Below are 21,329 nucleotides of genomic sequence, written 5' to 3'. Positions count from 1 at the left end.
GGGAACAAAGTTACCCACTCGAACCGGACGGGCGCGTGGCCGTCACGAACAAGATCATGCGCAGGATAGCGGCCGTCGTCCACAGAGGCACGCCCTACCTGAAGGCTTGACTTTCCACCACGGTATCTGTCGCAATGGAATGATCTCACTTGCTAGCCCACGGATGCTCAAGTAAGGAACGGCTCGAAGCTTCCGATCAGGTTGTCGATCAAGTCAATCGACTGTCGGCACAGTTCGCCGACTGGTTCACCGTCCGTGACCCCAAGTTCGCCGAACGCTACCTGAAAGGAGAACTTCATATCCTCGTGCATTTCGGCTTCGGGAGCGTCGAAGTACAGTACGTCGCCGACTTTCAACGGGCACATTCTGTCGGTGGGGTGGACGACCATCTCGAAAAGAGGAATCTCAATGTCCTCGAATCCGGCGAGTCCCCTCATGTTCTTTTGGGCCATGGATCGCAGGGACGGTCCGATGTCCATGGAGTGAAAGGCCGACCCGACGACGCAAAGTTTGCGGTGCTTGTCGATACGGTTCAACTCATGGAGCCGCCATATGGCATCGTTCCCTCCCTTGTACGGCTTGATCGCGTCGATGACATCAAGGGCCAGTGGGGCGACCTTGTTTACTACGGACTTCTGTCGGGCCTCTTTGTAAGAATTCAAGGACTGGCCGACCGGGAACGCACACCGTTCGAGCTTGACCGGGTCGCCGGACGTGTGAACGTCGGTCAGGTGCCAGACAAGGTGGTCAAGGGCGCTCCGGGCGTTGTTGACAGCGTCGCCGGCCAACAGGGAAACGTGCTCATCGACGGCGGCGACCTTCGTCATTACATACTCGGGCTGTCGCGTTTGCGGATTTCGCTTGACGCTACCCGCGTAAGGCTCGGATTCAAGGAACGCATTGATGACTCGTTCAAGCTCTACGACGTGCTTCTTGGCCCAAGTGACTTTGTGCCGGATAAGGGCTAGCCTGTTCTGCGCGGTCATTGCTTCTTGCGGGACCTGCGCTTAGGACGGGTCGCCTCAATCTCGTCCATCTCCTTTTTGGGGACTTGGACGATCTTCTCAATGAACCCGTCAAGGTTTCCGAGGTCGGGCTTTCGGACGCGGCCCGCGCCTTTTTGCTCTTTTTCTGAACTCAAACTGTCGTCCATCCAGCGGCACCCGGCTTGCCTGTCAGTCTGGCATAGACAGATACCGTGGTGGAAAGTCAAGTTCATGCCGGGCGCGTGGCCGGGGTGATGTCTCGTGCACCCCGGTCCCAGAGGGACACGTTCAACCCGGATACCTGTCGACGGCGCAAGGACGGGTGACCCGGTCTGGCAACGCGACATGACGAGCCTTCCGAGCGCGTCCGTCACGTTGCAGACCGGGTCAAAGACGTCACCAAGGTTGCCGGGCTCAGGCCGCGACCGAGAGCTGGGGTTCGGCCACGCCGTCTTCCCAGAGCACGACGGGGACGCTCCACGGGCTCGTCAGGCCGTTGCGCTTGGCCGAGATCCGGAACCCGATGTAAGCGCCGACCTCGGCCTGGTGAACGATCCTCGCCTTCGTCGTGCTGTCGAGGAACGTCCACGGCTGGTCGGCCCCCGAGCGGGTCTCGACCACGAAGGTCGTGCCGTCGATGTTGCCGTTGCGCTTCCAGGTCAGTTTCACGAGGCCTTGCCCGTTACCGTTGGCGACAGGGTCCATCGGTACGGTCGGCGGGGTCTTCGTGCCCGGCGTCTTGTGCGGAGGCAGCATGAGTTGGTCGAGAAGGGCGTCCGAAACGGCCGGGTTCGCCCTAAAGGTCTTCGCCCATTTGCTCACAATGACCTTGGTGGCCTTCTTCTGGATGTCCTTGTTCTCTAAGGCCAGATTGGCGGCGGAGCGGGCCGCGACCCACGAAGTCAGATTGGTCGTATAAGACGTCTGCGCCGCACTGATCTCTAGCAGGTTGGCCGGCGTCAAACCTAGCGCGGCCGCGTTACTGCTGCAGACCGCACCGAAATTGATCATGGCCAAATTGAATTCGGCGTCTGCGACGATCTCAGTGATGTATTTGCTGGTCGGATCGGCCATTGTCCTTCTTTCCTTTAGGGCTTCGTTTCACCCATGACCTGTATGGTCGGCGGGTTTTTTTAGACTCTTAAGGGCACGGTGACAGAAGTTTCAACTTTTTCTTTCCGCTTCTGAGGAAAGGGCGAACTCTTCACGGTGGACCGTCCTTCTTGTCCTCATCTCTTGCCGCCAGAATCCGGAAACGACATGGATCAAGCGCGAGGTACAAGTTTTATGATTAAGAGCTGACGATATCAAAACGTCCTCTTTCTCGATGACGGTAAGAACGGGCCCTTTCTTGTCATGAAGTGGCCCTTTTGCGCCATGAAATGGCCCTTTCTTGTCATGGAGTGGCCCTTTTGCGCCATGAAACGGCCCTTTTGCGCCATGAAATGGCCCTTTTGCGCCATGGAGTGGCCCTTTCTTGTCATGGAGTGGCCCATTTGCGCCATGAAACGGCCCTTTCTTGTCATGGAGTGGCCCATTTGCGCCATGAAACGGCCCTTTTGCGCCATAAAGTGGCCCTTTCTTGTCAGGAACCGTGCCCGAACGTGCGCCGGCGACGAAGGACCGCCACCAAACCGCCCCGACCCGTGATACGATGGGCACGGAAAAGGCAAGTTCATGACGTCGCTCGCCCTCGCCCTGGCCCTCCTGCAGGACAAGCTCCCTGCGACCCCGGTCACCGCCGATTGGCCCGCCATGCGGCTCGAAAACCTCCTCAAGCGGATCGGGGACAAGACGGGGACGACGCTCCGGGCCACGGGGACCGTCCGCGACCTCACCGTCGTCGTCCACCTCAAGAAGCAGCCCGCGGCCGACGTCCTCCTCAAGATCGCGCAGGCGACCGACGCCCAATGGACCCGGGACAGGGACGGTTTCACGCTCGCCCGCACCGCCGCCCAAGACCAAGCGCTCGTCAAGCTCGACCGCGACCGCCAGACCGCCTCGCTCCAAGAGCAGCTCGAAGCGATGCGGACGAAGAACGGGCAAGACCCGTGGAACCTCGCCAAGGTCGACGACCTCGTGAAAGCCGTCGACAAGATCCGCCGCCCGCCAGAGGACGGACGCGGCATGTCGCTCGACGGCCCGCGCCTCGCCTCGCCGCTCAAGTGGCTGCTGAAGAGGCTCTTCGCCAACGTCGACGCCGACCGCTTGACCGCGCTCGCGCCCCGTGACTCCATCGAGTGGACCTCCGCCGGCCCGCTCGGCCCGGGGGCCTTCTCCGAATCCGACCGCAAGGCGATCACCGACTATCTGGCCAAGCAGGAGGAGTTCCTAGGCGTCGTCGCGAACCGACTGAAGGAGTCCGACCGCAAAGACCCGCTTTTCAAGGACATCTTCGACCTCTCCGATCCGGCCCGGCAGCCGCTCGAGTTCAAGCTCTCGGTGCGGGACTGGTTGACGCGCGTCGCCCCGTACCTGATCGTCAACGACCCCCAGGGCCGACAGGTCTCGTGGGCGTTCTCCGACGTCGGCGAATGGCTCTCGCGCTATCCGCACGTCGGGTTCACCAAGCGGTTGACCGACCAGAAGCCGGCCGTCAAGCTCCGGCCCGACTCGGTGCGGTTCGTCCGTTATCTTCCGCAGATGCTGGGGACGTCTCCCCAGTTCGTCGTTCCCTTTTTCGATAAGAACGGGTTCCTGGACGAAGACCGCCCGCTCTTCGCCGACCCGTCGACCCACGACCCGCTCTCGTTCCACGTCACCGATGCGCTGACGGGGCTGGCCGACGCGCTCGACGACGAAATGGTCGCGGTCGTGCCCGACGAGTTCTTCTCCAGCGTCCAGGCGGCGACGGTCGACGGAAAGATCCCTTGGGGCTCGCTGTGGAAGGCGATGTCGGTCCGTTCGATCCTGACGATGGAGGAGAAGGACGGCGTCCTTTGGGTCCGCCCGGCCTTGCCCGACCTCTCCCGGCGAATCGCCCTGGACCGGGCGCCGCTGGCCCAGCTCATGCGGGTCGTCGAAGAGAAAGGCTTTGTCCCTTATACGGATTGGGCGCTGTACTGCGCCAAGACGCGCGGCATGGACGTGAACCAAACGGTGAGGTATGCGCTGCTCTCGCCCTATGAAGCGCTAGGAGCGTCGACCCCGCACGGCATCTCTATGTACGAGGATTCGACGGCAGAGATGGTCGGGCTCCTGTCGCCCGCCGAACTCGGCCGTCTTGCCCGTGGCGAGACCGTCACGTTCTCCCGGATCACTCCGCGCCAGATCAAGCTCCTGAAGAGCGTCGGGAACATGTTCCCCGACGACAAGGGCGGCTATCCCCACGACGAGCGGCCGCTGCCGGACGTGCGGCAGATCACGGTCAAGGCGCGCAAGACGCTGATGAGGACGCGAACCGACAAGTTCCAAGGTTCGACGCACACCATGATTGACGACGCCGCCCGCCCCGGCAACCGCACCCCGATGTTCGACGAGAAGGACGCGTCGATCGGTCTTCGCGACGGCGTCGCCTATACGATCCAGGTGACGTGGGCGGACGGTGCGACGACGGGCGTGACGACCTACGAGCTCGGCCGGTTCCGTCCCGAGAAGGGCGAGGCGGCGAAGAAGGCGATCGAGGAGTTCCGCCGGGCGAACGGGTCGTAGCGGACGTCAGGCACGCAGTGCGGCGAGGTCGCCCGCGAGGAGGGCGACGGCGTCGTTGAGGGTCAGCATGCCGACGGTGTTGCCGTCGCCGTTCTGGACGAAGACGAGCCGGGCTTCCTTGGCCTGAAGCGCTTCGAAGAGGCGGACGGCGGTGTCGTCCGTCGAAAGGGTCGCGACGGGAAGGACGAGCGCGTCCAGCCCCTTGACCCGGCCGTCGGTCAGCCAGTCGCGGGCCCGGACAGCGCCGACGGGGCGGTCCATCGTGCCGTCGTAGACGGGCAGGAACGAGTGGGCAGAACCGCGGACGGCGGCGTCGATGCGGTCTTGGCCCCAACGGGCGTCGAGGGCTTCTATGCGGTCGACCGGGGTCATGACGTCGGCGACTTTGCGGTCGCTGAGGTGAAGGGCGTTGACGACGAACCCGGCTTCCTTGCGGTCGAGGGCCCCGATGCGAAGGCCCTCGGCCATCAGCGTCAAGAGGTCGGCCTCGGTCACGCGGGATCCGTGGGGGCGGTTGCGGTTGACGACGCGCTCGGCGACCTGTCCGGCGACGATGACGACCCACGCGAGGGGCCTTGTCAACCGGATCAGCCATCGGAAGGGCCAGGCGAAGAAGACGGCGACGTCGTCGGCGTGGTCGAAGCCGATCTGCTTGGGAATGACGTTCGTGGTGACGAGCGCGACCACGGTGGAGACGGTGAGGACGATCGTGGAGGCGACGGCCTCGATCTGGCCCGTCGTCCAAGGGACGGCGCTGCGCAGGGCCTTGACAAGGTCCGGCGTGACGGCCTGGCTAAGGATCGCGCCCGTGACGAAGGAGCCCGCCGTCGCGAGCACTTGCCCGGCGGAAAGGAACGGGACGGGCGAGCGTTGATAGCTGAGCACCATCGTCCCGCGGCGGTCTCCGGCTTTGGCGACTTGACGCATCCGTTCGGGCCGGGCGCTGAAGGTCGCCATTTCCGCCGCCGTCAAGAGGCCGGTGACGACGAACAACAGGGCCAGGCCCAGGTAGAGCATGGGCAGAAGTATGGGCCGACAGGCCGGCCCTTGCCGACCGGGGCACGGACTTTAGAGCGGGTTGGCGTCGAAGGTGTCGCCCTCGCGGACGTCGCCCGACCGGAAACCTTTAAGGAACCACCGCGTTCTTTGTTCGCTCGTCCCGTGGGTGAACGCGTCGGGCTTAACGTAGCCTTGCGCCTGCTTCTGGAGCGTGTCGTCCCCGATCGCGTTCGCGGCTTCCATCGCTTCGCGGATGTCGGACTCGTCGAGCTCGGCCATCTGCTTGGCATGGTGCGCCCAGACTCCGGCGTAGTAGTCGGCTTGCAGTTCGAGCCGGACGGAAAGCTGGTTGTACTGCCGCTCGGACATCCGCTCGCGCATGGCGTGGACCTTGTCGAGCGTGCCGAGCTGGTTTTGGACGTGGTGCCCGACTTCGTGCGCGATGACATAGGCCTGGGCGAAGTCGCCCTTCGCGCCGAAACGGGTCTTCATCATGTCGTAGAAGCTGAGGTCGATGTAGACCTTCTCGTCGTTGCCGCAATAGAACGGCCCCATGCCCGCGTCGGCCGTTCCGCAGCCGCTCTGGACCTGGCCCGTGAACATGACGAGTTTGGGAAAGACGTACTTGCGGCCGTTCTGCCGGAAAATGTCCGACCAGACGGTTTCGGTGTCCTTGAGCGTGACGGCGGTGAACTTGCGCAGCTCTTCTTCGTGCTGAGTCGGCTTGTACTCCCCGGAAGCGGCGGTGTCGCCTTGCGGTCCAGAGACTTGGTTCAGGACGTCGACGGGGTTCTGCTTCGTCGCTAGGGCGTAGACGATCACGATGACCAGGCCGAGCCCGCTGATGCCGACGGCCTTGCCCCCGACCCCGCGGCCCCTCTGGTCCTCGATGTTGACGCTTTCCTCGCGATCCTCCCAACGCACGGTCAGATTATACGGTGGGAGCCGCCCGGACATTTCATGCCGCTAGAGAGTCCGAGGCGCGTTCCTCAGGTGGTGTTCGAGGCTGAACGCCTCTTCCACCTCTTTCGCGTCGAGCCTGTCGCGGACAGTGGCGTCTTGCTGCACCGACGTCTTGAAGTCCTCGCCGTCCCAGGCCTTCGCCGCGTTGCGCTGGGCGGTCTTGTAGGCGCCCTCGCGGCTGAGCCCCGACCGGATGAGCGACACCATCACGTGTTCGCTAAAGACCAGGTCGCCCATCTGCCTCAGGTTCCGGGCCATGTTGTCCGGCATGACGACCAGGCCGTTGAGGATCCTCGTCAAGCGCGAGATCATGAAGTCCACGAGTTGGAACGTGTCCGGGAAGACGATCCGCTCCAGGGAGGAGTTCGTCAGATCGCGCTCGTGCCACGTCGTGACGCTTTCGAGCATGGCGTGGGCGTTGCCCCGCACGATCCTCGCGAGCCCGCAGACCGTCTCGCTGTTCCAGGGATTGCGCTTGTGCGGCATCGCGCTGCTCCCGGTCTGGCCGGCGGCGAACTCTTCTTGGACCTCAAGGATTTCCGTGCGCTGGAGGTTTCGGAGCTCGGTCGCGATCCGCTCCAGGCTCCCAGCGAGAACGGCGAGGTCGCAAAGCAACGCGGCATGGCGGTCCCGGGCGATGATCTGGGTGCTGTTCGGGTCCGCCTTCAACCCCAAGCTTTGACAGATCCGGGCTTCCATGTCCGGCGTGACGTGGGCGTGGATCCCGACCGCGCCGCTGACCTTGCCGACTGCGATCTCGTCTTTCGAGGCTTGGATGCGGTCGATGCTCCGGCCCGTCTCTTCGTACCAGCCTTGGAGCTTGTGCCCGAACGTGACGGGTTCTGCGTGGATCCCGTGGGTACGGCCGATGCACGGCACCTGGCCCGACGCGTCGAAGAGCTTCTTCAGCGCCCCTCGGAGCGAGTCGAGCGATGCGATGAGGACGTCGCACGAATCGCGCATCATCATGCCGAGCGCGGTATCGATGACGTCGTACGACGTCACGCCGAAGTGGATCCAACGCGACGGGTCGTTTTCGAGGGCCTCGGATTCGGCCGACAGTGTGTCGACACCGGAGACCTTCTCGCTGACGTTCCGGACGAACGCCATGAGGTCGTGGCGGGTCACCTTCTCGATCTCGTCGCACCGGGCGATGTCGAACGACGCACCGCTTCGGACGGTGTCCATGTCCGTGGAGGGCATGACGCCTTCGTCGACCCAACCCTGACAGACCGCCAGCTCGACTTCCAGCCACCTCGCGTACTTGGCCTCGCGGCTCCAGATCGCGGTCATGGCGGGCGTGCAATAGCGGTCGATCACGCCAGGCAGGGTACCCGTCAGCCTCGGCTGCGCTTGCGCACCATCCGGACCGTCTCCCAGAGGTCCTCGACGTCCTGACCGACGGCCAGGAATTCGATCCCGGCGTCCTCCCAGAGAAGGGCCGGACGGTCTTGCGACCGGACGACGGCCACGTCGTGGCCGTACTTGAAATCGGTCGAAAGCCCTTTGACCGTCCCGTGGCTCTTCCGGACGTAGAGCGAGACCGAGTGCTGCCCGACCTCGTACTCGATGCATCCCCAGCCCGTCCCACGGTAAACGCGCTTGACAGGCAAAACGGGGAGCGAGCCTTCGGGGACGTCGAGCGCCGCTTCGGCCGCCAGCCACAACCGGGCCGATTCCAGCCCTTCGACCGAAACGGCAGGGCGGGCGCCGACCAAGTCGAAACGGATCTCCGTCGGCCTCTTGAACACGATCCAGGCCCAGGCGAAAGTGGCGACGACGAGGACGGCCGCTAGTGTGGCCCACCGCCAGGTCGACTTCGGACGATAGAAGACCGATTCGAGGCGTCGGATCGGAACAGGTTCGGTCGACATCGCCGACACGGCCGATTTCAGCCGACGCAGTCCTTCGAGTTCGGCTTGGGCCGAGGGATCGGTCGCCAATGCCTGGTCTGCAACCGCTCTTTCGGCCGGACCGAGGCTGCCGTCGTCGTACGCTTGCCAGTCGATCCTCACGACGTCGCCTCCAGTCGCTTGCGGATTTCGACCCGGGCCCGGAACAGCCTCGACCGCACCGTGCCGATCGGGACGTCCATCGCTTCGGCCGCTTCCTCGTAGCTCATTTGCTCGACGTCGCACAGTTGAACCGCCAACCTGTAGGGTTCAGGAAGGACGGCGACGACGGCGAAGATCCGCTCCACTTCAATGTCGTTCTCGACTTCCGACCAGAAGTCCTCCGTCGCAGGCTCGTCGGTCAAGAGGTCGATCGTGTCGGTCTCGGGCCGGTACGTCCGAAGCTTGGCCAGTCGCTCGTTCCGTAGGATGCGGACGAGCCAACTCCTTAGATAACGCCCGTCGAACTGGTGCCACTTTCTCCACGCTTTCACAACCGTCTGTTGCACCAAGTCTTCGGCCTCGTCCGGATCCGCGCCGAGCCGCCTTGCGACGCGATAGAGCACGGGGAGTTCGGCTTTTACCAGACGTTCGTAGTCGTTCCGCCTGCCCAATCGTTCGCTCCGATCACGTCCACGGCAAGCGGCGCCTAGAGTCCCGTCCCGATGGGCCCCCGTACTTCCTCGCCTCGAATCCGATACCCGTAACGCCGAGTAGGGCCGACGGGTTCCATCCCGTGCACGTTTGCAACGCTAAAGGGCATTCTACGTGAATGACTGTGGTGCCTGACGCCCCGACTCCCACTGATCTGCCGACGCCGTTCGACCGGGGTTGGGCCGCTGCCGTCCACGTCGCTTCGATCCCCTGGCCGTTGATCGGGCCTCTCGTTGGTTGGGCCCTCTTCCACAGGAAGAGCCGCTACGTCGCCTCCCACGCCAAGCAGGCCCTCCTTGAGACGATCGTCCTGAACTTGGGCCTGTTCATCGTCGGGCTGGCGTCGTTCTGCTACACCGTCGTCCGGGTCGTTCACTATTTTCAGACGAACTGGGCCGACTTTTCCTGGCAGGAGTTCCTGGTCCGGTTCTTGGTCGGGTGGATCTTGCTCGCGCTCCTTCAAGTGTTCAACGTGGTCTGGTCGGTCAAGCAAGCTGTCGACGCGTGGCGCGGGAAGCTTCCCAAACGTTTCGCTACGGCTTGATGACCTCGTCGTCGACGCTTCCCGACTTGGCGTCCTTCTTCCAGACAAGGTCGATGCGCCCGGTCTGCTCCGTCCCGCGGCTATAAAGCTGGTAGGTGTCGCCGGATACCTCATAGACAAAGGGTTTGCCCGTTAACGGATCGACCGTCAGGTTCTGGTCTCCAAGCTGGTCCAGGGTGTCGGGCAGCTTGTTCGCCATCAACCTGTGCCTTCTGACCAAGACGTGGACTCTGAACAGACGGAGTTGCATCCTGCGCTTCAGTTCGGCCGCAAGGATTTGAGACCCTAAAGCGAAGCTCTCGGACAAAATCCCGACGGGGGATTTGTCGTTCGCCTCTCCGGACTCGAATTGCGAGATCAAGCCCGACCATCGCGGCTCTGGTGAACCGAGGATCGCGTCGATGCGCTTGATCCGGGCCAAGGTCCCCGCCTTTGCCGCTTGGACCGCGGCTACGAACTCAGAGTCCGGTAACGACTTCAATCGTTTGATCCCGTTCGAAGTCTCGCTGTCGTCGGCCGGGTCATTGGCGAGGAAGTCTTCGGTCTTTGTCCGGTCGCGAGCCAGTTCGTCGAACATCGTCTGAATGCTCGTCGCCTCCCTTTGAAGACAGGACCTTGCGGCGGTGGAATCGTCCTTACCGATCGGAGACCGCGCCAAACGCTCCAAATCGGGCAAAGGAAGCCGCGAAAGGTTGTCGTTGTATCCCCGGAGAACGATCGATTGCATCGCGATACCCACGAGGAAGTTGATCAAGACTCCGGTTTCCTGGACCCCTGAACTGAACCGAAGGGCTCCGTCCAAGGTCCGTACGGCGTCTCTCGGTTGGCCGTCGGCAAACTGGACGGTGGCCCGGACCACCATGACGCGCGTGAGGTTCTTGAAGTACACGAGCTCGGGAACCGTCGTCGTCAGACGATAACCGGTGCGCGGGTCGGAGACCGGTTTATCGTTCCCGGCCCGCACCGTCTCGATCGCCTGCGAAGCCTTGTTCGAGACGGCCCGATGGGTGTTCAACCAACCCAGATCGCCGGCACGCACCATCTGAGATTCCTCCCAAACCTGATCGCCGACCTGGGAACGGAAGAGGTCGCAAGCTTTCAGATACTCTTCGTAGCCGTTGCGACCCGTGGGGTTGGGGCAAACCTGCTCGAAGATGCTCTTTTCCTGCTGCGGGAACGCCGCTAAGAGACAGATCGTAAGCCCGGCGAACGAAGGCATGGACCCATTATAGGGCGATGTCCGTTCGGAACTGCATTCCGTCGAACCGGATCTGAGCCACGCCGTCGTACGCGGCACGGCGCGCGGCTGCGAGGTCCGGCGCGGCGGCCGAAACCGCCAAGACCCGGCCGCCGTTCGTGACCAACGTACCGTTCGACCGGGACGTACCCGCATGGAAGACGAAAACGCCATCGGGCATCGGTCCGACCGTGGCGGGCGTCCCCTTCTGGACAGGCCCCGGATAGCCGGCGCTGGCGGCGACGACCGTCACGACAGAATCGCCGTTCGTCTCGACTTCCGGCACAGGCCCGCCTGAAGCGCAAGCCCAGAGAGCGTCCAGGAAACCGGCCCCCAGCCGTCGGACCACGCTTTGCGTCTCGGGGTCGCCGAACCGGACGTTGAATTCAAGACAAGACGGCTTGCCGTCGACGACCATGACCCCGCTGAACAGCACGCCGCGGTAGTCCCCGCCGAGGTCCCGCATCGCCTGGACAGCGGGCGCAACGATGGTCTCTTCGACTTCGCGCACCATGTCGGCGCTCACCCATCCCACCGGACTGTACGAGCCCATTCCGCCCGTGTTCGGCCCGACGTCACCGTCGCCGATCCGTTTGTAGTCTTGGACGACGGGCAGACTCCGGAAGCCCGATGCTCCGACGAGGGTCAACAAGGAGAATTCGCGCCCGTCCAAACGGTCTTCGACGACGACCGTGTTCCCGGCGGCGCCGAGTGACCCGTCGACCAGCATCGCCCGAAGCGCGTCCTCGGCTTCTTCGAGCGTCGAGGTGACGACCACGCCCTTGCCAAGGGCGGCGCCGCTCGCCTTGACCGCGACCTGCCGTCCCGCGTCGTAACGGGACTTTGTCCATTCGAAGGCTTCGTCGAAGTCCATGAACGAGTCCGATCGGGCGGTCGGAATGCCCGCCGCGTGCATGAACTCCTTGGACCAGGCCTTGCTCGCCTCGTGTCGGGCGAACTTGGCCGGAGGGCCGAACACCGTCAGGCCAGCGGCCCGGAGGTCGTCGGCCACACCGGCGATCAACGGGTCTTCGGGGCCGATCACGACCAGTCCGGCACCGACCTCGCGGGCCAGGATCGCCAGGCCCTCAGCGTCAGAAGCCGGGACGTTGAACGTCGGACAGGAGTCGGAGATCCCGGCGTTGCCGGGGGTGCAGAACACCTCGCCTTCTTGGGCCAGTTTCCACACCAAGGCGTGCTCGCGACCGCCCGACCCGACCACCAAGACCTTTTTCATAGTTCCCTCCGGTACTCCAAAGCGCTCAACAAGGTCGCCGAATCGGCATAGTCCAGTTCTCCGCCGACGGGCATCCCGTGTGCGAGCCGCGTCACCTTGATCCCCAACGGCTTGATGAGCTTTGCCAAGTAGAGCGCCGTCGTGTCGCCTTCGATCGTCGGGTTCGTCGCGACGATGACTTCGGCGACGTCCGCCCGGAGCCGCTCCAAGAGCTCGCGGACCTTGAGGTGTTCGGGCCCGACGCCTTCCATCGGGTTCAGCAGGCCGTGGAGGACGTGGTACCTCCCTTTGAACTCATGGATCCGCTCCATCGCGGCCACGTCTTTCGGCTCGGCCACGACGCAGATCGTCAACGGGTCGCGGCGCGGGTCGTCGCACGTTTCGCAGACGTCCTTCTCGCTGACGTTCTGGCAGACCGAGCACAACTTGAGCGACTCGCGCGCATGGACCAACGCTTCGGAGAGCCGACGGACATCGTCCTGAGGCATCCGGACGACGTGGAACGCGAGGCGTTGCGCCGATTTCGGCCCGACCCCGGGCAATCGCTCGAGTTGCGAGATCAGTTCGGCAAGCGGCCGCGCGAAGAGCATCGACGGGTCAAAGCCCGAGGCTGCCCATGCCCGGGATGTTCGGCATGATCTCCGCCAGCCGGGCGTTGCGGAGTTCCACGGACTTCGTGAAACCGTCTTTCATGCAGCCCAGGATCAAATCTTCGAGCGCCTCGACGTCGTCCGGGTCGACGACCGACTTGTCGATGCTGACCGAGAGCATCTCGCCTTGACCGTTGAAGAGCGCCTTCACCGGACCCTTGTCCACCGGGATCTGTTCGGCCTGAAGCTCGGCTTCCAGGTTCTTGGCCCGGGCCATCGCCGACTTGGCCTGCTGCATATAGCCGCCGATCCCTTGTCCGCCGAATCCTTTGGGGAGTTTCATGCCTTTCAAGCTCCGGAGGGGCCGAACACCTCTTGGACCAACTCCGACAAGCGTTCGCCCTCCGCCGCCCATTCTACCGCCGCCGTCTCGACCTCGGCCTGCGGGGCCGACGGCCTACTCCCGGCGAAAAAACGGAGGGTCAACGACTCCCCGGAGCGCCGGGCCCAACACTCCCGGATCGCCTTCTCCAGCTTGCCGCCGACGACCATCTCCAGGATCATCGCGCTCGGAAACTCCACCATCGCCTCTCGACCTTCGACCCGGTCGACCCTCGTCTTCGCGAGCCGCTCGCGGGCGACGGCCGAGACTTCGGACAATTCCGCCAAGACGTCCGACCAATGGCCCCTCGCCGCCGCGAGGTCCGGATCGTCCGTTGCTTCGACCACCGGTGCGGCCGCGACAGGGCCAGCTTTGACCGGAGCCTCGTCTTGCGGCTTTGCCGGCGAGGCGGACTGTCGGGCCGTCTCCACCGGGCGCACGGTCTCTACAGGAGCAGGACGGGCCGCTCGGACAGGCTCAGACTTCGCTTCGGAGACGGCCGGAACCGCTTTTGGCCCGTTCGCGATCCGGATCAGCTCCGCCTCCAGCCAAACCCGAGGGATCGTCACGTCCCGGATCATGCGGTGCGCTTCCGCGAGCGCGGCGCGATAAGCGAGAAGTGTCGGCGCCCCGAGGTTCGCGGCGGAAGCCTTCAGCCCCGCCTCCTGCGCCGAATCCTGAAGACCTCCGACGTCGACGCCGTAAGCCGCACGGGTCAGGTCCGACAACCGGATCAAGACCGATTCGAGCAACGAGCGCGGGTCTTTGCCCCTCCGATAGACCTCTTCCAACGACGACATCAACGTCGGCACGTCTTTGCCCGCCATCGCGGTCAGGATCTGGTCGATCGTCTCGTCGTTGACGAGACCGAGCTGCTCGTAGACCTGGTCGAGCGTGACCTTGCCGTCCAGACTCGTGAGCGCCGCTTGCTCCAGGAGCGTCAGAGCGTCGCGATATCCGCCGTCCGACACCCGCGCCATCGCCGTCAATGCGGCCGGCTCGGCTTCCCAACCTTCCGATTCGACGACGTACTTCAATCGGCCGACGAGGTCTTGGATCGAACCGCGGTGGAACTCGAACCGCTGGCAGCGCGAGCGGATCGTCGGCGGCACCTTGGAGTACTCGGTCGTCGCGAGGATGAAGACGACATGGCCGGGCGGCTCCTCGATCGTCTTGAGCAGCGCGTCGAACGCTTGACGCGAAAGGTCGTGGACCTCGTCGATGATGAAGACCTTGTAGCGGCAGCTTGCAGGCTGATAGTCCGCGACCTCTACGATCGACTGCCGGACGTCGTCGACCCCGCTCTCGCTCGCCGCGTCCATCTCGACGACGTCCATGCAGATGTTCGTCGTGATCTCCTTGCAGGACTGGCACTCGTTGCACGGCTCCGCGGCGGGGCCCTTTTCGCAGTTCAACGCTTTGGCGAGCAGGCGCGCGGTCGACGTTTTTCCCGTGCCTCGCGGACCGGTGAACAAGTAAGCGTGGGCGATGCGCCCGCGATCGATGGCGCTCTGCAGCGTCTTGACGACGTGCCCCTGACCGACGAGGTCGCTGAACGTCTGGCTTCGGTACTTGCGGTAGAGGGACATCGGCTTGGCCGGACGCTCGCGCGGTCGGGAATGCCGGGAAGGGTGCGTCGCACAGCGAAACGACTTACCGTTGCTGCCTTCCAGCCCTGGCGGAGTTCGCCGCACGTCTGCCGCGCAGTTCCCGGCACCCAGATGATAGCACGGGGCAGGCTCGCAGTAGGGGTTCCGGGCTCCCTTCTCCTTGCCAGATGGATCGTGCCGGGAGGGAGAAGGGGAGTCACTCGGCCGCTTTGTCTTTGGACCGCTCCAACTCAGAGCCCGCGATGCCGACGATCTTCGCGAAGAGCTCGCGGGCTTTGCCCTTCCCGGCCTGGGCGACCGCGTAGAAGACCGACCCGCCGGCCGTCAACATCGCCAGCGGCACGAGCACGGCGGCGAGAAGGTTCCCGTGAAAACCCAGCCCCAGTGCGACCGGGATCGAAGCGACGAGCGGCACGTGCAAGCCTGCGAAGTAAGCGATGAAGGGGGTCTGGCGAAGGCCGATGCGCGTCCGACCGCGTTTCGACGACACTTTCAGCGTGCCGCAGACCCCGCCTCCGAACGCCTCGGCCTCGATCGATTTGCCGAACGATTGGGCCCGGTTGAGTTTCACGAGTCTGCGCACCTGGTCCATCAGCTCGCTGAGGCCGTCGTCGTCGAGTTCGCCCTCAAGTACTTTGTCCTGCTCCTCGATGAGGTTGAACAGCGAATGTTTCGGAACCGCGGTTTGTGGCGAAGCGAGCGCCCGCTCCAGACAACTGCGGTCGATCCCGGCCTCGTCGGCGATCCGGACGAGCTCCTCGTAGGTCACCCCCGGCGTGTATTCGGAACCATCGGCCTCCTCCTGCAACCGCACCGCATGCTGCAGGATCTGGCTGACCTCCTGTTCCGAGAACACGTTCCCAGGCATCGTCCGAGGGAGTGTACATCAGCTTGTTTCGGGCCATGCCGAGAAGACGGCCGCACCAAAGGTGGTCTCGAAAACGCCGATTTGGGCGGCGTGCCTCGGGCCCGTTGTGGATCAAGCCTCGAGACTCGGTCTGTCAGGATTCGGCGTCGGTTGGCATTCGGAGTCGAAGGCGGCCGATGGATAGACTCGAAGCCGATCGTAAAGACAGCAGAATCTAGTCGAACTCAGGCATCCTGTCGATCGTCGCGGCCCTCGTCGGCTGGAGGACTTGATTCCGGAATCGGTCAAGTGTCTTGATCGAACCCCATTCGCGCCATTGCAGTTCCGGTAAGGCGAGCGGCTGGAACCGATCCACCTTCTGCTGATAGTCTTCGACTTTCGTAAAGTACTGGGAATAATGGAAGAACGCAGCGTGCTCGACGGTATCGGGAAACGAATAGGGTGAAGTCCACTCGAATCCGGCACGTCTCGCTTCCGGAAGGGTCACTCGGGACTGAGTAGGATCCGACGGGATCAAGAGTTGCTTCCCGTCAGCTAAGTCGAGAACGAGGATGTTCCACGAGTGGTTCACGGGATTCTTGGTATAAGTCCCGTTGACCTGGAGCGCGCCACGTGTGAATCCTTGGACGTTGTACAGAGGAACCCCGACGTTTTTCGCCATTTGATAGACCAATCGCGAAAAACCAGCACAAACAGCACACAACTCTTGTTTTTGCAGCAAGGTCTTGGGAGTCCAAAACTGAGAGCGAAGAGCACTCTCCTCTTTCGCGGAGATTCCTTTTTGGGCTGCTATCTTCCCTGGCTCGAGCATTGAATTGTAAGGAACGTGTGACCGTACCCAATCGACAAGGCCCTCAGCCATGAGTTCCTTTCCTAACGGTGAACCGACGTCAACCCGCTCCCCTTCTAGTTGGCTTCCAACCGCAGCGGCGATCTTTGCGGACAGAGCCTCAATGGTGGATCCAGGAACATGATCAAGGTCCGGCTCCACCATGCGCCGGCCTACCTTGTTCCGTAACACTCTAAAACGGGCTTGGTCGATGCCAAGCAAGGCGTGGAACGGTGGCATAGCACGCTCGTCCACCACGTCGGACCAAAGACGGACCGCTGCTTCTTTGCTTAGATCAAGGTGCGGGCCCGGGTTTAAATTTTGAGCCTGAGCCAAGGTCATGACGAGAAAGGGGACGAGCACGACCTAGGTTAGCACGGCCGTCCCTTGTATTGAGCCCGACCCGTGTCGTCTCCATGCAGACGGAGACCTGGTTCCGCCACCCTTCCCCTTACCGGGTGAGGAATAAGGAGACGATGGTCCTCTGAACGTCCGGATCCTCCAGGCTCAGCACTATAGTGAACCGGGAGAAACACGACATGGATCTCAAAACCGTCCTCGCATCTGCCGGAGCTTCGGCAGCCGTCGTCGCCGTCGGAGTTCCGGCCATGGTGAGTTTCGTCACGCTGCAACCCACGACCCCCGGCACCGCCGACACGGGCCATACGAACGTTTCCGGCTATTCGCTGGCCGCCCGGTTCGGGGCCGGCACGTCTCCGACGTTGGCGAGGGTACAGGTCAACGAGACGGGCCCCCTGCAAGGCGTCCGGGCGATCACGAGCTCCGGAGTCTCCGTCTACGGGCAGAGCACGGCCACAACGGGGCTGGGGGCCGGCGGATATTTCACGACCGGGTCATCGGGCGGGCGGGCCGTCGTCGCCGATCCGCTCAGCACGACGGGCAACACGGTCGGCGGGCTGTTCTACAACCACTCTTCGAACGCGAACTCGGTCGGCGTCTGGGGCCGGGTTTTGGGCGCGGGTGCCGCCGGAACGGGCGTCTTCGGCGAAAGCGCGGCACCGGGGGGCACGGCACTCGCCGCGTTGAACGGTTCTTGGGGGAACGGCGTGCGCGCCGGCACTCCGGACGACAGCCTGATTAGTAAAGGCAAGCTGCCGCGACACGAGTACTCCGCCGGGACTCCGGCCACCATGGTGCCCGTCGCCTACGGTTATCTGTCGACGTTTGGGTCCATCCTGTCGGGTTCCGGCAACTTTACGGCCGCGAACATCAGCCAAGGGGTCGTCGACGTCGACATCCTGAACTACACGAGCAACGGCTTCGACCTTGCGATCGTCGCCTCGGCGGTCGAAACTGACGGGAGTCAATACGCTTCGGTCCAGAGGAGCGGAGCCACGGGAGACTTCCGTATCATCTGCACGGATGTGGCCCTCGGTGTCCAGGACAGCGACGTGACGTTCGTCGCCTATCGCAGCACGGGCATCGCCATGCCGCCGATGCCGGAAGGACTGAGGCGACCGAAGGAGTTGGACCGATACGGGGAAGCGACGGTCTGGGCTAAGAAGGATCCCGTGGGGTTCGAAGCTTGGATGGCCGCGCTCCGCAGATGGGAGCGTGCGAATCTGAAGAACCGGCCCTATACGGTTCCGGACGAGGGCCAAATCAAGCCATAACGCTCGTCCGCCGCTCGGACGAACACAGGGACGCCTCTTTCGAGGCGTCCCTGTCGACTTTTCGGTGTACGGGCGTCAGCCGCCCTGCTCGGACAGGAGGCCAGGGACCTTGATGACGTCGTCATCGAGCTGCTTGACGCCGAAGCCTGCGAAGTTCTTCGTGCGGCGCACGGGGACTTCGGTCTTCCACCGTCCGCGACGGAACAGTTCGTCTTTCGAGAACTCCATCGACGTGAACACGACGCGCTGGCCTTCACGGATCTCCGTGTTGAGGTAGTTCTTGTCGGTCATCCCTTCGCCGCTCCAGCCGAACTTGTCCTGGATGTAGGACGGGGCCTGGCGCGGGTTGTAATAGAACTCGACGGTGTACTTGTCCGTGACGAACGGGTACATGAGCGGGTCGCGGGACATGTCGATGTCGCGCTTGAACCGCTGGTTCTTCACGAACAGCAGGTCCTGCATGAACGTCTCGTCCTTCGGCGGGTCGAGGTTGACCTGGCCGCCTTGGTACCACTTCATGCCGCCCGGCACGGCGTTCTTGAAGTCCTTGTCGCGTAAGATCACGCGGACGCGCGTCCCGACGGGCATGACGTTCCACGTGCCTTCGACCCGGATGACCTGCGGCTCGATGACCGTGACCTGTGCGCTGAACCCGACGTCGAACGGCGGCTTGGTGTCGTATTGGCCCTGTTCGTAGTCGCCGCGACCCTTGGCCCAGTAGCCGCGCTGGGCCATGCGGACGAGGAGGCTGTCCAGGTTGTTCTCGATGACGTCGCGGTTCTGCTTCGCTTGGAAGTCCCGCAGGTCTTTGGTGCGGGCCTCGGCCTTGTCGAGGACTTCGAACAGGTAGTCCGCGGCCTTGTCGACGCGGCCGTTGCGCTGATAGGCGAGTTGGAGGATGTTCCGCCGGGCCGGAGTGATGTCCGTCCGTTGGACGGCCTCTTCGAACCACTTCTGTGCGTCGGCGTAGTCGTCCTCGATCTTGTGGTGGTAGAGCCACCCGGTCGCATAGAACAGCTCGTACGTGTTCGGGTTCGCTTTGGTGCCTTCGACGCCGAGGGCGACGGCGCTCGGGATGTACCGGCGGTCGGAGCGCGAGCCCTCGTCCGTGAAGTTGTAGGCGATGTGCCACATCCCGGTGTCGAACACGTCGATGTTGTGCGGGTCGAGAAGGGTGACGAGGCGGACGATCGGGAGGATCGCGTCGAAGTTGCCCTCGTCGAAGAAGTTGTCGGCCTTGACCCAGAGGATGCCCGCGATGAGTTCGCGGAACCCGGCGAAGACGAACAGGAGCTGGTCTGACGTCAGGTCGCGCAGTTCGCCGTTGGTGATCGGCGCGTAGTTCTTGCGCCAAGTCGGGAAGACCAGTCCCTGGTGGAACGCGCCTTGCAGGACGACGAGCCCGCAAAGGGCCGCCAAGAGCTTCGAGCCGCCGCGCCTCACGTCACACCTCCCGGTTGTCGAAGATCATGACGCCCGCGATCATCAGGATCGAAATGTACGTCAGCGCGTACGCTCCGAGTTGAAGGTAGTACAACCCTTCGTTCTGGATCCCTTGACCTTGGTTGATCGCCGCGTTCTGGACGTTGAACGACTGGAAGTTCGGGACGATGCCGTGCACGACCTGGACCAGCATCTTGAACGCCGGGGCCATGTCTTTGCTCTTGCTGACGTCGAAGAACGAGTCGAAGACCGTCCCGACCATGTACACGCCTCCCGAAAGGAAGAAGTTCACGATCGGTGTGGCGAAGGTCGAGAAGAACACGGAGACCGCTGCGAGCAGCGACATCTGGATGAAGAAGGCGACGGGCACCTTCGCGACGGCGGCGAGGTCGGCCGCCCCTTCGGTCTTACCCATGATGAGGAAGACGAGGAGCATGATCGCGGTCATCAACGCCATCATCAGGCCGAGCGCACTGACCGCTCCGAGGTACTTGCCGACGAGGAACTGCCACCTTCGGACCGGTTTGGACAGGATCGTATAGATCGTACGACGTTCGATCTCGTTCGGGATCATGTAGACCGTCAAGACGACGGCGATGACCGCGCTCGTAAGTTGGATGACGCCCAGTGTCAACGACCGGAGGACGACCATGTTCTGCCTCGGCGACAGTGACTCGAGCATCGGCGCGAAGGCGAGGAACAGGACGCCGATCAACAGCGTGACGAGGATGACGCGGCGGCGGATCGCTTCACCGAGCGTCGTCCGTGCGATGGAGAGGATGACGTTCACGCCTGGCCCTCTCCGTTACCGGGTCCGGGCGTTTCGGGGCTTTCCGCTTTCTCGTCCACCATGCGTTGCATCTGTCGTCCTTTCGACTTGTTGTCGTCGCTGACCGCTTCGAGGAAGAGGTCTTCCAGCCTTTTTCGGCGTGGGATGACGCTCACGATCTCGCCGCCGGCGGACTGGATCGCTTTGACCAGGGCGTCAGGGCTGTGGGCGTCGGAAATGTCGGCGATCAACCGGCCGTGGTTGACGGAGACGATCGTGTCGCCCGTCTTGAGCTGGGCGGCCAGGCTGTCCGGACAACTGTTGGCGGTGACTTCGATCCGGCCACCGATCAGGAGCTCTTCCAATCGTCCTTCCGCGACGACCTCGCCTTTGTTGATGATCGCGACTTGGTCGCAGATCCGCTCGACGTCGCTGAGTTCGTGACTGGAGATGAAGACGGTCTTACCTTCGTCCCGGAACTGGAGGATGAGGTCTCGGATCTCGATGTGGGCGATCGGGTCGAGACCGCCCGTCGGCTCGTCGAGGAACAGCAGTTGCGGCTCGTTGATGAGGCTTTGCGCCAGTCCGACGCGCTGCTGCATACCCTTGGAGTATTGGCTGATCGGCCGGTTCATGTCGTTCCCAAGGTTCACGCGCTCGAGGAGCCGCTTGCACTTGGCCTCGTCGTGGATGCCGAAGAGGCTGGCATAGAACTTCATGATCTCCAACCCGGTCATGTGCTCGTAGTAGTACGGCTTCTCGGGCAAGTAGCTGATCTGCCTGTGGACGTTGATGTCGCCCGCCTCCTTTCCGAGGACGTAGGCTTCGCCGGACGTCTGATAGATGACGCCTAACAAGATCTTGATCGTCGTCGTCTTTCCGGCCCCGTTCGGCCCGAGAAACCCGAAGATTTCGCCCGGCTCGACCCGGAGGTTCAGGTCGTTGACGACGTTCGTTGTGCCACTACGGCTTTTATAGGATTTGACAAGTGCTCGGGTTTCGATAGCCAGGCTCAAACGATTGGGCCTCCGGTATGAGTGC

The 21,329-nt window shown here is 63.2% G+C and carries 22 protein-coding genes and 1 other RNA gene; 4 read left to right on the top strand and 19 right to left on the bottom strand.

Annotated features, from left to right (window positions below):
* The first annotated feature begins 149 nt into the window (after nucleotides 1-149).
* Nucleotides 150-968, top strand: a complete 819-nt coding sequence (locus JST30_07430; GenBank protein MBS1714154.1) for a hypothetical protein — start codon at nucleotides 150-152, stop codon at nucleotides 966-968.
* 14 nt (nucleotides 969-982) lie between these two features.
* On the opposite strand, the gene JST30_07425 is transcribed toward JST30_07430, so the two are convergent.
* The 3 genes from JST30_07425 to JST30_07415 form a co-directional block, all read right to left on the bottom strand.
* Complete coding sequence (locus JST30_07425) at nucleotides 983-1,141, bottom strand: hypothetical protein (protein ID MBS1714153.1); 159 nt, start codon at nucleotides 1,139-1,141, stop codon at nucleotides 983-985.
* Nucleotides 1,142-1,400: 259 nt separating this feature from the next.
* Entirely contained in the window at nucleotides 1,401-2,060 is a 660-nt protein-coding gene (locus JST30_07420; protein MBS1714152.1) for a hypothetical protein, read from the bottom strand.
* Between the two features lie 90 nt (nucleotides 2,061-2,150).
* Nucleotides 2,151-2,648 carry a hypothetical protein gene (locus tag JST30_07415; protein MBS1714151.1) on the bottom strand — a complete coding sequence of 166 codons (498 nt, stop codon included), beginning with the start codon at nucleotides 2,646-2,648 and terminating at the stop codon, nucleotides 2,151-2,153.
* A 15-nt stretch (nucleotides 2,649-2,663) separates the two neighbouring features.
* Between JST30_07415 and JST30_07410 the strand changes: the two genes are divergently transcribed.
* On the top strand, nucleotides 2,664-4,637 hold the full coding sequence (locus JST30_07410) for a hypothetical protein (protein ID MBS1714150.1): 1,974 nt from the start codon (nucleotides 2,664-2,666) through the stop codon (nucleotides 4,635-4,637).
* A gap of 6 nt (nucleotides 4,638-4,643) precedes the next feature.
* On the opposite strand, the gene JST30_07405 is transcribed toward JST30_07410, so the two are convergent.
* From JST30_07405 to JST30_07385, 5 genes are read right to left on the bottom strand one after another with little or no spacing between them, the layout of a single operon-like run.
* Nucleotides 4,644-5,654: a DUF21 domain-containing protein gene (locus JST30_07405; GenBank protein MBS1714149.1), complete on the bottom strand. Its 1,011-nt coding sequence runs from the start codon at nucleotides 5,652-5,654 to the stop codon at nucleotides 4,644-4,646.
* Nucleotides 5,655-5,705: 51 nt separating this feature from the next.
* On the bottom strand, nucleotides 5,706-6,560 hold the full coding sequence (locus JST30_07400) for a zinc metallopeptidase (protein MBS1714148.1): 855 nt from the start codon (nucleotides 6,558-6,560) through the stop codon (nucleotides 5,706-5,708).
* Nucleotides 6,561-6,602: 42 nt separating this feature from the next.
* Nucleotides 6,603-7,919: an adenylosuccinate lyase gene (locus JST30_07395; GenBank protein ID MBS1714147.1), complete on the bottom strand. Its 1,317-nt coding sequence runs from the start codon at nucleotides 7,917-7,919 to the stop codon at nucleotides 6,603-6,605.
* 17 nt (nucleotides 7,920-7,936) lie between these two features.
* Complete coding sequence (locus JST30_07390) at nucleotides 7,937-8,614, bottom strand: hypothetical protein (GenBank protein MBS1714146.1); 678 nt, start codon at nucleotides 8,612-8,614, stop codon at nucleotides 7,937-7,939.
* Nucleotides 8,611-9,105: a sigma-70 family RNA polymerase sigma factor gene (locus JST30_07385; protein MBS1714145.1), complete on the bottom strand. Its 495-nt coding sequence runs from the start codon at nucleotides 9,103-9,105 to the stop codon at nucleotides 8,611-8,613. The genes JST30_07390 and JST30_07385 overlap by 4 nt, the downstream gene beginning before the upstream one ends.
* A gap of 158 nt (nucleotides 9,106-9,263) precedes the next feature.
* Between JST30_07385 and JST30_07380 the strand changes: the two genes are divergently transcribed.
* A complete protein-coding gene (locus tag JST30_07380; GenBank protein MBS1714144.1) occupies nucleotides 9,264-9,689 on the top strand; it encodes a DUF4870 domain-containing protein in 426 nt (141 codons plus the stop codon).
* Here JST30_07380 and JST30_07375 read toward each other — a convergent pair.
* From JST30_07375 to JST30_07340, 8 genes are all read right to left on the bottom strand, one after another.
* Complete coding sequence (locus JST30_07375; protein ID MBS1714143.1) at nucleotides 9,679-10,908, bottom strand: hypothetical protein; 1,230 nt, start codon at nucleotides 10,906-10,908, stop codon at nucleotides 9,679-9,681. The two genes, JST30_07380 and JST30_07375, sit on opposite strands and share 11 nt — an antisense overlap.
* A 7-nt stretch (nucleotides 10,909-10,915) precedes the next feature.
* Complete coding sequence (gene purD, locus JST30_07370) at nucleotides 10,916-12,163, bottom strand: phosphoribosylamine--glycine ligase (protein ID MBS1714142.1); 1,248 nt, start codon at nucleotides 12,161-12,163, stop codon at nucleotides 10,916-10,918.
* A complete protein-coding gene (recR, locus tag JST30_07365; GenBank protein MBS1714141.1) occupies nucleotides 12,160-12,753 on the bottom strand; it encodes a recombination protein RecR in 594 nt (197 codons plus the stop codon). Before recR ends, purD begins: the two co-directional genes overlap by 4 nt.
* 7 nt (nucleotides 12,754-12,760) lie before the next feature.
* A complete protein-coding gene (locus tag JST30_07360; GenBank protein MBS1714140.1) occupies nucleotides 12,761-13,096 on the bottom strand; it encodes a YbaB/EbfC family nucleoid-associated protein in 336 nt (111 codons plus the stop codon).
* 5 nt (nucleotides 13,097-13,101) lie between these two features.
* The gene (gene dnaX / locus JST30_07355; protein MBS1714139.1) at nucleotides 13,102-14,724 is read right to left on the bottom strand and encodes a DNA polymerase III subunit gamma/tau; all 1,623 of its coding nucleotides are present in this window, start codon (nucleotides 14,722-14,724) and stop codon (nucleotides 13,102-13,104) included.
* Between the two features lie 28 nt (nucleotides 14,725-14,752).
* Nucleotides 14,753-14,851: signal recognition particle sRNA small type (gene ffs / locus JST30_07350), an RNA gene on the bottom strand.
* 90 nt (nucleotides 14,852-14,941) lie between these two features.
* Nucleotides 14,942-15,613, bottom strand: a complete 672-nt coding sequence (locus JST30_07345; GenBank protein ID MBS1714138.1) for a hypothetical protein — start codon at nucleotides 15,611-15,613, stop codon at nucleotides 14,942-14,944.
* Nucleotides 15,614-15,827: 214 nt separating this feature from the next.
* Nucleotides 15,828-16,805: a hypothetical protein gene (locus JST30_07340; GenBank protein MBS1714137.1), complete on the bottom strand. Its 978-nt coding sequence runs from the start codon at nucleotides 16,803-16,805 to the stop codon at nucleotides 15,828-15,830.
* Nucleotides 16,806-16,981: 176 nt separating this feature from the next.
* Here JST30_07340 and JST30_07335 point away from each other — a divergent pair, with 176 nt between their 5' ends.
* Nucleotides 16,982-18,076: a hypothetical protein gene (locus JST30_07335; protein ID MBS1714136.1), complete on the top strand. Its 1,095-nt coding sequence runs from the start codon at nucleotides 16,982-16,984 to the stop codon at nucleotides 18,074-18,076.
* A gap of 75 nt (nucleotides 18,077-18,151) precedes the next feature.
* On the opposite strand, the gene JST30_07330 is transcribed toward JST30_07335, so the two are convergent.
* From JST30_07330 to JST30_07320, 3 genes are read right to left on the bottom strand one after another with little or no spacing between them, the layout of a single operon-like run.
* A complete protein-coding gene (locus JST30_07330; protein MBS1714135.1) occupies nucleotides 18,152-19,519 on the bottom strand; it encodes a hypothetical protein in 1,368 nt (455 codons plus the stop codon).
* A gap of 1 nt (nucleotide 19,520) precedes the next feature.
* Nucleotides 19,521-20,309, bottom strand: coding sequence for an ABC transporter permease (locus JST30_07325; GenBank protein ID MBS1714134.1), 789 nt, complete (start codon nucleotides 20,307-20,309; stop codon nucleotides 19,521-19,523).
* Nucleotides 20,306-21,304 (bottom strand): ABC transporter ATP-binding protein, encoded by a 999-nt coding sequence (locus JST30_07320; protein MBS1714133.1) that lies wholly within the window; start codon nucleotides 21,302-21,304, stop codon nucleotides 20,306-20,308. Before JST30_07320 ends, JST30_07325 begins: the two co-directional genes overlap by 4 nt.
* Between the last annotated feature and the right edge of the window lie 25 nt (nucleotides 21,305-21,329).

Source organism: Armatimonadota bacterium, from assembly GCA_018268395.1.
In the GTDB taxonomy this organism is placed as follows: Bacteria; Armatimonadota; Fimbriimonadia; order Fimbriimonadales; family Fimbriimonadaceae; genus JAEURO01.
This window is presented reverse-complemented; position numbering and strand designations above follow the sequence as displayed.